Source organism: Synechococcus sp. A15-44 (genome assembly GCF_014280115.1).
Taxonomy (GTDB): domain Bacteria; phylum Cyanobacteriota; class Cyanobacteriia; order PCC-6307; family Cyanobiaceae; genus Parasynechococcus.
Genome location: NZ_CP047938.1, coordinates 221,118 through 234,588, shown reverse-complemented (window position 1 = coordinate 234,588; position 13,471 = coordinate 221,118). Strand labels below are relative to the sequence as shown.

General features: G+C 61.7%; 13 protein-coding genes and 1 pseudogene. 6 read left to right on the top strand and 8 right to left on the bottom strand.

The window, feature by feature from the left end:
• Positions 1-58 precede the first annotated feature (58 nt).
• Positions 59-667, top strand: coding sequence for a DUF1997 domain-containing protein (locus SynA1544_RS01190; RefSeq protein WP_186514545.1), 609 nt, complete (start codon positions 59-61; stop codon positions 665-667).
• A 13-nt stretch (positions 668-680) separates the two neighbouring features.
• Here the strand turns inward: SynA1544_RS01190 and SynA1544_RS01185 are convergent, their stop codons facing one another.
• Both SynA1544_RS01185 and purH read right to left on the bottom strand, forming a co-directional pair.
• Positions 681-1,139, bottom strand: a complete 459-nt coding sequence (locus tag SynA1544_RS01185; protein ID WP_186514544.1) for a DUF4079 domain-containing protein — start codon at positions 1,137-1,139, stop codon at positions 681-683.
• A 54-nt stretch (positions 1,140-1,193) separates the two neighbouring features.
• Positions 1,194-2,756 carry a bifunctional phosphoribosylaminoimidazolecarboxamide formyltransferase/IMP cyclohydrolase gene (gene purH, locus SynA1544_RS01180; protein ID WP_186514543.1) on the bottom strand — a complete coding sequence of 521 codons (1,563 nt, stop codon included), beginning with the start codon at positions 2,754-2,756 and terminating at the stop codon, positions 1,194-1,196.
• A gap of 56 nt (positions 2,757-2,812) precedes the next feature.
• On the opposite strand from purH, the gene SynA1544_RS01175 reads away from it, so the two are divergent.
• Positions 2,813-3,385, top strand: a complete 573-nt coding sequence (locus tag SynA1544_RS01175) for an alpha/beta hydrolase (protein WP_186514542.1) — start codon at positions 2,813-2,815, stop codon at positions 3,383-3,385.
• Here the strand turns inward: SynA1544_RS01175 and SynA1544_RS01170 are convergent, their stop codons facing one another.
• Entirely contained in the window at positions 3,386-3,754 is a 369-nt protein-coding gene (locus SynA1544_RS01170) for a DUF3155 domain-containing protein (protein WP_011363271.1), read from the bottom strand.
• A 340-nt stretch (positions 3,755-4,094) separates the two neighbouring features.
• Between SynA1544_RS01170 and SynA1544_RS01165 the strand changes: the two genes are divergently transcribed.
• Positions 4,095-5,216, top strand: a complete 1,122-nt coding sequence (locus tag SynA1544_RS01165) for a sensor histidine kinase KdpD (protein ID WP_186514541.1) — start codon at positions 4,095-4,097, stop codon at positions 5,214-5,216.
• Here SynA1544_RS01165 and cobS read toward each other — a convergent pair.
• Positions 5,176-5,946, bottom strand: a complete 771-nt coding sequence (gene cobS, locus SynA1544_RS01160; RefSeq protein WP_186514540.1) for an adenosylcobinamide-GDP ribazoletransferase — start codon at positions 5,944-5,946, stop codon at positions 5,176-5,178. The genes SynA1544_RS01165 and cobS overlap by 41 nt on opposite strands.
• Before the next feature lie 29 nt (positions 5,947-5,975).
• Between cobS and tgt the strand changes: the two genes are divergently transcribed.
• Positions 5,976-7,094 (top strand): tRNA guanosine(34) transglycosylase Tgt, encoded by a 1,119-nt coding sequence (gene tgt, locus SynA1544_RS01155; protein ID WP_186514539.1) that lies wholly within the window; start codon positions 5,976-5,978, stop codon positions 7,092-7,094.
• Positions 7,095-7,125: 31 nt separating this feature from the next.
• Entirely contained in the window at positions 7,126-7,269 is a 144-nt protein-coding gene (locus SynA1544_RS01150; protein ID WP_025362038.1) for a photosystem II reaction center protein K, read from the top strand.
• Between the two features lie 4 nt (positions 7,270-7,273).
• Here the strand turns inward: SynA1544_RS01150 and SynA1544_RS01145 are convergent, their stop codons facing one another.
• Positions 7,274-8,008 (bottom strand): WecB/TagA/CpsF family glycosyltransferase, encoded by a 735-nt coding sequence (locus SynA1544_RS01145; RefSeq protein ID WP_186515397.1) that lies wholly within the window; start codon positions 8,006-8,008, stop codon positions 7,274-7,276.
• 48 nt (positions 8,009-8,056) lie between these two features.
• On the opposite strand from SynA1544_RS01145, the gene SynA1544_RS01140 reads away from it, so the two are divergent.
• Positions 8,057-11,233, top strand: coding sequence for a glycoside hydrolase family 15 protein (locus tag SynA1544_RS01140; RefSeq protein ID WP_186514538.1), 3,177 nt, complete (start codon positions 8,057-8,059; stop codon positions 11,231-11,233).
• Between the two features lie 15 nt (positions 11,234-11,248).
• Here SynA1544_RS01140 and SynA1544_RS01135 read toward each other — a convergent pair whose 3' ends face one another.
• The 3 genes and pseudogenes from SynA1544_RS01135 to SynA1544_RS01125 form a co-directional block, all read right to left on the bottom strand.
• Positions 11,249-12,256, bottom strand: a complete 1,008-nt coding sequence (locus SynA1544_RS01135; protein WP_186514537.1) for a Gfo/Idh/MocA family protein — start codon at positions 12,254-12,256, stop codon at positions 11,249-11,251.
• Positions 12,257-12,293: 37 nt separating this feature from the next.
• Positions 12,294-12,542 (bottom strand): annotated as a pseudogene (locus SynA1544_RS01130) (transporter associated domain-containing protein); the annotation flags it as partial.
• 141 nt (positions 12,543-12,683) lie between these two features.
• Positions 12,684-13,430, bottom strand: a complete 747-nt coding sequence (locus SynA1544_RS01125; RefSeq protein ID WP_186514536.1) for a sulfotransferase family 2 domain-containing protein — start codon at positions 13,428-13,430, stop codon at positions 12,684-12,686.
• Positions 13,431-13,471 lie beyond the last annotated feature (41 nt).

Genomic DNA, 13,471 nt, shown 5'->3' with positions numbered 1-13,471 from the left:
GCGGAGAGCTTTACATTGGTTCATCTTTAATCCGCCCTTCGCCGGCAGCTCCCCATCCGTGACGGTCTTGTCGCCCACTGAAACCGACAATCAGCTTCACGGTGCCGACCCGCAGGTGCGCTGCTACAGCAGCCATTTTGAGGATTCGATGCAGATGATGGCGTCCCAAACTGTGGTGGCGCGCTACCTGGACAATCATCCGAGCTGGTTTGAACGTTGCGCCAGCCCGATGCAGGTCGAGGCTATCGATCGACAGTCCTACAGCCTGACCCTGGGGCGGTTCGGCAACTTCGGCTTCGAAGTGGAGCCCACGATCGCTTTGCGACTGCTGCCGCAGCAGGAAGGGATTTACCGCATCGAAACCGTCCGCACGGTGCCCCAGTCCCTCGCCCTGCGCCATCACTACGACGTCGACTTCCGCGCAGGGATGCGCCTCATCCCCGAACAGGAGAACACCTCCGTTCAATGGGACCTGGATCTCAAGGTCTGGATCCGTCTACCCAAGGTGATCACCATGCTCCCGGATCAGTTGGTCCAGAGCAGTGGTGATCATCTGCTCAAGCAGATTGTCCGCCAGATTTCACGACGGCTGACCTGGAAGGTCCAGGAAGATTTTCATGCCGCCCAAGGCCTGAGCTGCCCACCCCGTCAGCGGGCAGCCTTCTGAAGGGGAAGGATCCTCAGCGGTTGGTCCAGATCTTGTTGACAATCTCCATGCCGCTCACCGCCTGCCAAAGGAACAGCGTGAGCATGCCCATGTTCAGGCCCACATGAGCCTTGCGCGCGATCACATTGCCGCGCTGCATCAGGGGTGAGAGCGAAGCCGCAACGGCGATCATCCCGGTCATCGCCAGACCCACCAGCAGGTGCGGACCGACGAACAACTTGCCGTTGTTCAGATAGGTGACCGCCATGCCACCCAGCGTGCCGAGGGTCATCACAGCCAGCAGGATGCTGCCCCAGAGGTAATGACGCTGCGCGAACTTTTTCGGTACCAGCTCTTTGCGCTGTTCAGGGGTGCCGGTGCGGGTTTTCTTGGCCTTGATCCCCAGGTACAGGGCCCAACCACCAAGGGCAAGCAGGCCCCACTCCGCTAAGGGGTGAGCGAAATTGAGGCTGAAGGGGAGGGTGGCGAGCATTGAAGGGAACTCTTCAGTCCCGAGAGGCTAGGGGGCCGGCGGCCCCCACCAGCGTCAGTGCAGAAAATGGCGGCGCCCCGTGAGCTGCATCGCCAGGCCGAGCTCATCGCAGGCTTTGATCGAATCGGCATCGCGCATGCTCCCGCCGGGATGAATCACGGCGGTGATGCCGTGGCTGGCAGCCAGACGCACCGTGTCATCAAACGGGAAGAAGCCATCACTGGCCAGAACCGCTCCCTGGGCTTTCTCACCCGCCGCCTCCAGAGCAATCCGCGCTGAGCCCACGCGATTCATCTGCCCTGCACCCACGCCAAGACTCTGGCCATCCCGGGCAACGACGATGGCGTTGGAGCGAACGTGACGCACCAAGCGCCAGGCAAATTCCAAGTCCAGCTTTTCCTGCGGTGTGGGTGGGCGCTGGCTGGCCACGGTCCAGTCGACCGGTGTGATCGCCTGGTCGTCGAGATCCTGAACCAGGAGTCCGCCGAGGATGCTTCGCACGTGATCGGGGCCGGCCGCATCGATGGCCTGCGGAGCCAGCTCCAACAGCCTCAGATTCGCCTTAGCCGCCAGCACCTCCCGCGCTTCAGGGGTAAAGCCCGGTGCCACGACACATTCCAGAAACAGGCTGGTGAGCTCACGGGCGGCCGTGGCTTCCACCACACCATTCATGGCGATGATGCCGCCGAAGGCACTTACCCGATCGGCATCCAGAGCCCGCGTCAATGCGGCGGGAATCGATGCTCCGATGGCCACACCACAGGGGTTGGTGTGCTTGACGACCACCGCCGCCAGCTGCAAGGCCGGAGCGGAACCATCGGCTCCGTAGCCGAACTCCCGCACCGTGGCGAGAGCCGCCTCCAGATCCAGAAGGTTGTTGGTGCTCAGCTCCTTTCCCTGCAGCTGAATGGCACCACCCCAACCCTGCTTGGGATGGCTGAACCAGCGTGCTTTTTGGTGGGGGTTTTCGCCGTAGCGCAGGGTCTGCCGCAGCGGCACCGCCTCCAACCAGGGGCTGTCGTCCGCTGCGTTTTGCTCGGCCATCCAGCGGCTGATTGCGGTGTCGTACGACGCGGTGTGCTGGAACGCTTCCAGGGCCAGTTGGCGCCGCAGCTCCGAAGGCACGCTCCCGCCTGACTCCGCTATGGCGCTCAGCAGACGGTCGTATTGATCAGGGCTGGTGAGGACTGCCACATCGGCATGGTTTTTGGCGGCCGCCCGAACCATGGCGGGGCCACCGATGTCGATGTTCTCGATCGCCTGATCCCAGGTGACGTCAGGCCGAGCAATCGTCTCGCGGAAGGGATAAAGATTGACCACCACCACATCGATGGGGGCGATGTTCTGCTGCTCAAGATCGGCCTGATGGGACGCGTCACCCCGCTTGGCCAAAATCCCGCCATGCACCCTTGGATGGAGCGTTTTCACACGACCGCCAAGAATTTCTGGAGCCCCGGTGTGCTCCGACACACGGGTCACCGGAAGGCCGGCCTGCTCGAGCACCTTGGCCGTGCCCCCACTGGAGAGCAGCTGATAGCCATGGGTCCGATGCAGGGCCTCCGCCAGGGGCACCAGCCCGGACTTATCGGAAACACTCAGCAGAGCGACAGGAGCCATCGAAGGGTCGTGACTGGGTCGTGAGCCAACCTACGCAGCAGTGATGCTCATTCCCCATGGATGGCCGGCTGGTGCTGCTCCACGGCTGGGGAGCCAACGGAGAGGATCTCAAACCCCTAGGCGATCGCCTGGCGCGAGAGTGTTCCAAGACCCTTGATGTGGTGTGCCTGGAGGCTCCTGAGCTCCATCCCGACCAACCGGGAGGGCGTCAGTGGTACGGCCTGTTCCCAGCACAGTGGGATGCCGTGCCCGTGGCCGTTGAGCGCCTCAAGACTCAACTTCAGAGCCTGAGCAGCTCAGGCCTTGGACTCGAACGAACGGTGGTGTTCGGCTTTTCCCAGGGGGGAGCCATGGCCCTGGAAGGCGGCTGCGCCCTGCCGATCGCAGGGCTGATCAGCTGCAGCGGCTATCCACACCCCAATTGGGCTCCGCCCCAGCAACATCCCCCCGTATTGCTGATGCATGGTTCAGACGATCCCGTGGTGCCGTTCCAGGCCATGCAGTCGATCGCTGCGCAGTTGCAGCCCGATCAATGTCAGACAGTTCCATTCAAAAACGGCCACACCATCCCTGATGAGACGGTGCAGCCGATCCTGATGTTTATCGAGCGTGTTCTGGAGAACGCCTGATCAAACGAAGGCGTATTCGTACTCCTCCATTTCCTCCCAATCATCAGCGCCAAGCTCGAGCCCCTCGAAGAGCTTGTCTTCACCGATGGAATCAACAATCGTGCGCAATGAGGGGAAGAGGAAATGGTTCTCTTCAGCGTATTGAGCGCTGAACAGACCTTTCTCACCCCAGAAGAAGCGGTCGGTGGTGTGCTCATTGCGGCGCACATTCAGCAACGCCGGAGGCACCAGTCCGCCCTCAGCGATGTAACGACGAGCAGCGGTCACGGGCTTGTACTCACCGGTTTCGAGGTGATGGGTTGGCACATGGGCCAGGACCCGTTGACCTGCCAGGCGACGACGACTAATGCGCTTGCGCTTCTTGGACATGGGAGGGCTCCGGTACGAAAGGAAGAACGGGGTGGATCGTCAGAACAAACAGGTGCTGTCGGCGCGAAAACGCCAGACGCAAGGGAAGCGTCGGGGCAATTGCAGACACACCACAATCACCGGCAGGACACCAACACCCAAGCGGGAACCAGCGGAGGACACTGCAACCTCTGCTGTAGCTTTGGTTGCGAAGCAATTGCAACCGTTGCGAGAGCTGGCGGGCGTCTGTTCATGGTGAACAGCGCCTCGGTCGATAAAGTGATCTTAAGACTTTTCCCAGATTTTTCAAGTCCCCCTGGCGCAGGCTTGCGCAAGCACCTGAATTGATCGTCCGGAACTGATGCAGCTCACCGATCGATTCTTCGATTTCACCGATCAACAGCTGGCCGATCTGACCGCCAAAGAAGGCATTCAGCATCTGGGCTTGTACGTCAGCGCGCCACCCAATCAACAAGGCCCGCCTTTGCTGCTGATCCGGCAATGGTCCTCCAATGAACGGTCCCTTCCTCCTGCCGATGCCGACCCGAACCTGCGCCTGCCGCACCAGAGTCGGCGCTGGTACCCCCTTCAGGATGCCGGCTTGATCCTGGGGGCCCTGCGCGCCGACTTGGATCCGCAACGCAGCTGGACGCTGACCCTGGACCAACGGATGCGGCGCAGCGCTGCCGCCATCAGCCATGCCCTGGGGCGAGACCTCGAATGCCTGCAACTCCGCCAGGAACTCAGCCAACAGAACGACCAACTGCGCACCCTCGTGCATCAGCTGCGCAATCCACTCGCGGCCCTGCGCACCTACGCCCAACTGCTGATGCGGCGACTGGACGCAGACAGCTCCCACCGTCCACTTGTCGAGGGGATGCTCTCGGAGCAACGCCAACTCGGCCAATACATTGATGTGCTCGATGGCCTCGGACAGCAACGCCTCCCGCTGCAGGAGGCCCTTGGCCCCACCCTGTTGCCCCCGGGCCCTGCCGAAGGCGAGGCCACCATGCAAACCCTGCTGATGCCTCTGCTGGAGCGGGCGGAAGCAACGGCAAGCCTGCAGGGCCGCCCCTGGCAGGGGCCGCAGCAATGGCCCCCGTGGATTCATCAGCCATCCCAGGACGGCACGATCGCGGAGATCGTCGCCAACCTGCTTGAGAACGCGTTCCGCTACAGCCCAGCGGGTTGCATCGTGGGGCTGTGCCTGTTGCCCGATGGGCTCTGCGTCTGGGACAACGGGCCGCCGATCCCCCTGGAGGAGCGCGACCTGATTTTCGAGCGGGGAGCACGAGGGTCCACCGGTCAGGACCGGGCGGGCACGGGCCTTGGCCTCGCCCTTGCACGCTCCCTGGCGGAGCAGCAGGGCCGCAAACTCACGCTCTGCGTGGAGCCTTCCACGATCGCTCCGGATCTGCCCGCTCAGGGCAATGCATTCGTCCTCAGCTGGCCGGCAGGAGCAAGGCCAGACCCAACAACGTGATCATCTCGGTGAGCACAAGAACCGCTCCATAGCTGTCGCCGGTGTGCCCCCCCAATCGTCGCCCAAGGCTCTGGGCGACCAGGATCGCCACCACACCCCCCAGGAGAAGGGGCATGGGCCTCACCCAGCCAGCCAATACCACCACCACCAGCAGTGAGGGCAGGGCATCCCAGACCGGCCTGGCGTGATCGCGATGAAACGCCGCGGTTCCATCAGCGCGAAGGTAGTTGAAACGTGCCATGGCCCAGAGCGGTGCCACCCGGGCCCAGAACGCAGCCAGGCAGAGCCCGAGCGGGGCCTGCCCCCCCAGCTGGATCAATGCCGCAACCTGTAGCAGCAGCACCATCACGAGAGCCAGCACACCACTGGCGCCCACCCGGCTGTCCTCCATCGCCTCGAGCCGCCGCTCCGCTGGCGCCCCGAGGCCATCCGCCGTGTCGATCAGGCCGTCGTGGTGCAAGCCACCACTGAGCTGGATGCCGAGAGCCACCACGCAAAGGGCACAGGCCGCCGGAGGCCAGGAGAGCCTGGACAGACCAATCCAGAGCAGCCCCTGCAACGCACCGATCAGCAGCCCCATCCAGGGGGCGAAGCGGGCAATGCGCTGAAACGAGGGCTGCGGCCAGGGCCATGCGGGCAGCACCGTGTAGAAGATCCAGGCTCCCGCCAGATCGGAAAGCCAGGGTGGAACGATCCTGGGAATGGCGCGAGGGATGCAATCGGCCCTCACCGTAGGGTCAATGCAGAGGCGGATCAGTCGTGTTCGGCTTCGAGATCAACGCGCATTGCGCCAACACATCAGCACGGTGCGGCACCTTTGAGACCCCGCATGGGCCGGTGCACACACCACGCTTCATGCCGGTGGGAACCCTGGCCACCGTCAAGGGCATCAGCACGGAGCAGCTGGGGCGCACTGGAGCCCAGATGGTGCTCTCGAACACCTACCACCTGCACTTGCAACCGGGGGAGGAGATCGTGGCGGCGGCCGGTGGCCTGCACCGGTTCATGGGCTGGAACGGCCCGATGCTCACCGACTCCGGCGGCTTTCAGGTGTTCAGCCTGGGGGACCTGAACAAGATCGATGACCGTGGGGTGGTGTTCCGAAACCCCCGCGATGGACGCACCATCGACATGACCCCGGAACATGCCACCCAAATCCAGATGGCCCTCGGGGCGGATGTGGCCATGGCCTTCGACCAGTGCCCGCCCTATCCGGCGACGGAGAACGACGTCATCGATGCCTGTCGCCGCACGCATTCCTGGCTCGAGCGCTGCGTCACAGCCCACACCCGCGAGGATCAGGCGCTGTTCGGCATCGTTCAGGGCGGCTGTTTCCCCCATCTGCGGCGGGAGAGTGCCATGGCCGTCGCCTCCTTTGATCTGCCGGGCATTGCCGTCGGTGGCGTCAGCGTTGGTGAGCCCGCTGAGGAGATGCATCGCATCGTGCGGGATGTCACGCCCCTGCTTCCTTCACACAAACCGCGCTACCTGATGGGTATCGGCACCCTGCGCGAGATGGCCATTGCCGTGGCCAACGGGATCGACCTGTTCGACTGCGTCCTGCCCACCCGACTCGGCCGTCATGGCACCGCCCTGGTGGGCGGTGAACGTTGGAACCTGCGCAATGCACGCTTCCGCCACGACCACACTCCCCTGGATCCGAGCTGCTCCTGCGTGGCCTGCACCGGTCACACCCGGGCCTACCTGCATCACCTGATTCGCAGCGAGGAGCTTCTGGGCCTCACCTTGTTGAGCATTCACAACATCACCCATCTGGTGCGTTTCACCTCGGCCATGGCACAAGCGATTCGCGACGGCTGTTTTTCAGAGGATTTCGCTCCCTGGGAGCCAGACTCGCCAGCCCATCACACGTGGTAGCGTCCAGGCCAACGCCTTTTTGATGCAAGGGATGGCCGCCTTCACCCTCGACCTGCTGGCACAGCTGCCCGAGGCCTATCAGGCCTTCTCTCCGCTGATCGACATTCTCCCGTTGATCCCGGTCTTCTTCCTGCTCCTGGCCTTCGTTTGGCAGGCCTCTGTGGGCTTCCGCTGAAGACTCAGCCCAACCGGATCACCTTCAAAGCAAACGCTGGCAGCGACAGCATGCGTCGCCAGCGTGAAGGCTCCTTGATGAGCCGATACAGCCACTCAAGTTGCATCCGGCACATCCAGACGGGGGCACGTTTTTTGATGCCGGCCCAGACGTCAAAACTGCCGCCGACACCCATCCATAACCCTGGCTGTCCGGCCGCCACGCGTTCCGCCCAGGTTTCCTGGCGCGGCACCCCCAGGGCCACCAGAACGAGATCCGGCTTCAACGCCTTGAGCTGAGCTTCAACGCCCGGCCAGGCCTCAGTAGCTTGATAACCGTCAACAGCGAGCGCCAGATTGAGGCCACGGATCCGTTGTGGCAACTCCGCACGCAGGGTTTCCATCACCTCAGGTGTCGCCCCCACCAGCGCCACGCGCCATCGATGGGCTGCGGCGTACTCCAGCAAGGTCCAGGCCAGTTCGATGCCCGCTGTTTTAACAACCCGGATCTGCTGACGGCCCAGGGCCCAGACCACTCCCGCACCATCAGGGATCACCAGATCAGCCGTTGCGATCGCCTGCCCCAAGGCTGCATCGGCCCGGGCCGACATCGTCATCTCAGCGTTGAGGGTGACGATGCGTCCGCCGCCCCGGGCATGCAGACCGAGTGCAGCAGCACAGACATCACGGCAGGCATCCACAGGCACGCCGAGCACCTGGCAGCGGCGACGGTCATCGGGGGCGGTGCTGACAGAGTCCATGGCCATGGGGCTGCGTTGGAGAATTTAGGAGCGGTAATGGATGAGGGCATGGTTGCGACGACGACGGAAACCCTTCCGCAGAACCACGCCACGACCCTTCAGCGTCTGGATCAATCCATCCAACGGGTGGTTCTCGATCGGCAGGACCCGATCAGCGGCCTGCTCCCCGCCAGCACCGCGCACACCATCCATGGCAATTACGGCGATGCCTGGGTGCGGGACTGCGTCTATTCGGTGCAGTGTGTTTGGGGACTGGCCCTGGCCCACCGCCGTCAGCAGGGGCAGAACAGCCTGCGCGCCTGGGAGCTGGAGCAGCGGGTGGTGGCCCTGATGCGGGGTCTGATGCGCTCGATGATGCGGCAGGCCCAGAAGGTGGAGCGCTTCAAGCAGAGCCTCAACCCCCTCGACGCTCTTCACGCGAAATACGACAGCTGCACCGGCGAGCCGGTGGTGGCTGACGACGCCTGGGGGCATCTCCAACTCGATGCCACCTCCCTGTTTCTGCTGCAGCTAGCGCAGTTGACCAAGGGCGACTGCGCGGTGGTGCAGAGCCGTGATGAAGTGGATTTCCTCCAAAACCTGGTGCACTACATCGCCAGGGCCTACCGCACCCCCGACTACGGGATCTGGGAACGGGGCGACAAAGGCAACCATGGTTTACCGGAACGCAATGCCAGCTCCATCGGCATGGCCAAAGCCGCCCTGGAGGCCCTGGATGGGCTTGACCTCTACGGCCCCCATGGCGACGGCAGCTGCATCCTGCTGATTCCCCAAGGGGCCATCGTGCGCCTCCGTCGCGCCCTGCAAGGGCTCCTGCCGCGGGAATCCGCCAGCAAGGAAGCCGACAGTGCCTGCCTCTCAGTGATTGGTTATCCCGCCTGGGCCGTAGAAGATGCCGCCCTGGTAGAGCGCACCGGCCGGCGGATTCGACGGGAACTCGGCGGGGCTTATGGCTACAAACGCTTCCTACGGGATGGTCACCAGACGGCGGTGGAAGACGTCAACCGCCTGCACTACGAACCAGAAGAGCTCGCCGCCTTTGAAGGAATCGAGTCGGAGTGGCCGTTGTTTCTGGCCTTCGAACTGGTCACCGCCTGCTGCGAAAGACGCTGGGAGGAGGCCCGGCGCCTGCACAGCCAGCTCAAGACCCTGGCCGTTGAACAGGACGGGGAACGTCTCTACCCCGAGCTTTATCAGGTCCCGGCCAGTGCTGTCGATCAGGAACGGCTCAATCCAGGCAGCCAGGAGCGGGTGGCCAACACCAACCTGCCGCTGATCTGGACCCAGAGCCTGGTGTGGCTTGGGGAAATGCTGCTGGACGATCTGATCCGTCCCGAGGACATTGACCCCTGTGGACGCAGGGAGCCGCAGTCGCTCGGCGCCGACACTGTTCTTGTGGCAATGGCTGCGGAGACGGATGACGTGCGCCAGGCTCTGCTGGCTGCAGAGGTGCCGATCGAGCCAACCTCAATGATTTCCGTGCAGTCGTCCGACGAGCTGAAGCAACGGTTGAAAGCCGCCGGCACCAATCCGCGGCTTGAGCTCACCGGGCGCCCCGGGCACCGGGTGGAAACCGAGGACACGGCTCGGGTCTACCGCCAGGACGGTGCCATCAGTGTGTTCACCCCGTCCGTGCTGGAAGACGTCAGCAGCTATCTGGCCGATGACCCGGAGGAGCTGGTTGAAACTGTTGTGGACGAGCTGCATCTGCTGCAACGGCACTGGCGCGGCATGGGACGTCCCCTTCTGGTGATCCCCATTCGCGACGCAGCCCTCCTGCAGCACCGCGACGTCATCCTCAAACTGGCCCGGCAACTCGGTAGCGGCGTCATTGAAAGCATCCCGGTGCGCTTGGGCTGCCTCAGTGAACTGGTGGATCAGGCGCAGGAGGTGCAGCTGCCGCCGCTCCAACAGAAACCGGTTCCATGCTCCGAGCCAGCCAAGCCACTTCTGCGCGACGCCACCGATCTGCGGGATCTGACCGCCGCAGAGGAGCAGGAGCTGGATGACACACCGATCGAACAATTGAGCCAGCGCCTCTGGAACAGTGCGCTGCTGCATGAACAGGCGGAAGTGCTCGAGTTGCTGCAACGGCGTCTTGGCCCCCAGGGGATTCAACGCAGCCCCGAGGGCCATCCGGTGTCCCTGCGCACCCTGCTTGAGGAGGTCTATCAACGGGGCTTGCGTTGTGAAGACTGGAATGTGGTGCGGCGCTGTGCTGGCGCCATGGGAATGGTGCATCCCCAACTCGAAGACGCCCTCACCGATCTTCTCGTTCGTCAGAAACAGGTGGTGGTGGGGCGCAACTACACCGGCGACTCCCGGCTGCGTCAGCCGATGGACAGTGCCGCCATCGCCGAGCGGATTGAAACCACCAGCGGAATCGACGGCCGTGAGCGCATGCTCGAACAGGAACTCCTGCTCGCCCTCGACAGCGTGGCGCGGCGGGAGCCAGCACTGCTGAAGGGGAGCCTCACCCTGCAGCTGGGGCAGCTGATGCTGCTGCTGACATCAGAGCTGGCCGTGGAGAAAACGCTCAGTCAGGACGAAGCCTTTGAAGCCCTCTGCAGCGAAGCACCCCACGCGATTCGCAAGCGCTTGCGCGCCGTGCTCGCCGATGTGGACCATGCCAGAGCAGCCCTGCAACGCGGCGAACAGCTGCACGTGAGCGGCCGGGTGCAGTGGTCAGTGCCTGACCCGTTGGTGGAAACACCGGGGGGTGGGGACTGGCTTCAACACCGCATCCGCATGGGTTCCTTCCAGAAAGTTCCCCGCGATTTCTATGCCGGGATCTGGTCGCTGCTGCAGCACTGCCGCGGCCTGGTGATTGGCGACAAGCTGGAGCGGCGCAATCGCCTTAACAGCAGCCTCATCCTCGAGAAGACACCAGGGGAGCGCAATTTCGCCGCCCAGGTCGACCATTTGCTCAGTCGGATCAAGGCGCCGGAATACCGCCAACTCTGCAGCGAATGCCTGCTTTCGCTGATGGCCTTCGTCGAAGCCAATCCAGAGGTGCGCTTCGAGGATGACCTGGCCCTCGACGTGGTGATCGGTCATGCCGTCAGGGTGGGCTGGCAGCAGAGCCATCCCTCTCTTCGTCCAGAGAACTACCCGCAACACAAGGCCCAGGCCTGGGGGCAATTTTATCGGTCCTCACCCGGTGACTGCCGCCGCTGGCAGGTCACGGCGTTGCGGGAACTCGCGGAAGAGCAGGGGCTGGTGTAATCCCAGTAAAAGCCCTCAGATCGGTGCGCACAGGGGCGCTCCCGTATCCGGATGTTCAACGGCCTGCTCGATCAGGTCTGCCAATTTGAGAGCCCGCGAGGCCTGAAGACCATCCACCGCAGGGGTCTCGCGGCCGCGAAGGCACTGCAGAAAGTGCTCGAGCTCGGCATAGAGCGGTTCGATCGAGGTGGTGCTCACCTCCTCGATGAAGCCATCATTCCGATACAGCAGCTCGCCGTGATCAGCGGAATACCACTCGTGGGCCCGGCGATGAATATGCAGGGTGTGGTTGAGGAAGTCCGTCTCCACCAGGCTCGAACGGCAATGGGCACTGAGGCTACGGATTTTGCGGTGGCTCATCTTGCTCGCCGTCAGGCTGGCCACAACACCGTTCTCGAAACCCAACGTGGCGTTGACGTAATCGATCGGGCCTTCGGCACTGCGGCCACCGGCAGCGGCAAGCCGCACCACCGGTGCCTTCGCCAGCTCCAGTACGAGGTCGATGTCATGGATCATCAGATCCAGCACCACAGAGACATCATTGGCCCGATCCGAGTGGGGGCTATGGCGACGCGCTTCAAGAACCACCACCTCCTCGTTGGCCACCACCTTGGTGAGCTCACGGAAGGCAGGGTTGAACCGCTCGATGTGGCCCACCTGCAGCAGACACCCCGCCGCTGAAGCGGCCTCGATCAGTGCAGTGGCTTCGTCCTGACTGGCCGCAATCGGCTTTTCAATCAGTACGTGCACACCTGCACGCAGGCAGGCCAGACCGACGGGATGATGCAACAGCGTTGAGACCGCGATGCAGACGGCCTCCACCTCCGAGAGCATGGCGTTGTAGTCGGCGAACCAGCGGCAGCCGAATTGCTCGGTGGCGAGCTTGCCGCGCTCAGCATCCGGATCCGCGACTCCCACCAAATCGGCATCCCGCAGAAGGCTGAGCACCCGCGCGTGGTGCCAGCCCATGTTGCCGATGCCGATCACCCCGACCTTGACCGGGACCATGGGGTCGGGAGACATCAGCACAGGCGGTCAATTGGGGGAAGACTATCGGGCTTCAGTCAGATTCATCCTCTGAGCTGGGGAGAACAAGCCGGACCCGCTCGATCCGCAGCCCTGCCGTAGCTGTGATCTCGAACTGCAGGCCGTTGAAATGCAGCGCTTCCCCCACAGACGGAATGTGCTGGAGCCGCTCCAGCAGAAAGCCCGCCAAAGTGTGATGGTCATCTGCCTCGGGCAGATCGAGATCGAGCTGTCGCTTGAGCTCGAAGATCTACAGATCTCCTACCACCAGCCAGGGGCAGGGAGAAAGGTAGTCGTTCTTTTCGGTCAAATCCCACTTTTATTACAAGCCTCGCAAGAATTCTGTTTTCCGATAGTTTCTTTAGCCAGACATATCAATGACGAACTTAAACCAAAAATCAAATCGAACTAGGGCCCACCCCATTCAAGGAGCATCTGGATAGAGATCAAGCTCAAATACCCAACTATCTATTTTGCGAGCCTGATCGATCATCGAGCTACTACAAAAAAGCTGTTTTACGTTAAACTTTTTATTAGCAGAATTATCCCTTTCCGATGAAATCTTAAGGCAATTTGCATCAATTCCACATTTGCCGCAAAAAGCATTTAGATCATCTTTTATGCTTTCAACACGCACAAAGTCAGTTACAATGAATTTGCCACCAAAGTGAACTAACGAATAATCAGACCTGGCACTATGAATTTTTTTGCAGCCATTTTTTAAACCGCTTTCCTCATAATCATGCAACCAACGGTCGAATTGATTTCTGGCTTCGCTTAAGTCAGAAGAGATTTCTGGAATCTTATTTTTACTACAAGCTTGCTGATAATAAAACTGCGATACTAGCCGAGAAAAAGGGTTTCTTACGCTAGTCAAACGTCGCATGGACATAAATTTTTCGTAGCTAATTCTTTGAATTATTTTTTTGGCAGACATATGATTCCAAAAGAAAGTCACATCATTCTGGCTTTCAAGCCTCATGGCAACGCCAGGTGCACGCGCTCCAATTATTCCGTAATCTGAAATGAGTGGATTCCTCCTGTTAGGGAAAATCAAATGATCAGGCGGAGCACAGTAGGGCTCCAACGCAAGCTCAACAGCAGTTGACGCTGTTTTGTGGGTTTTGATAAAAATGAACTTATAGAATTCACTTAAAAGCACCAAAGTCATTTCTAAGAACAAGAAGTTTACCATAACACGAATCTAAGCAA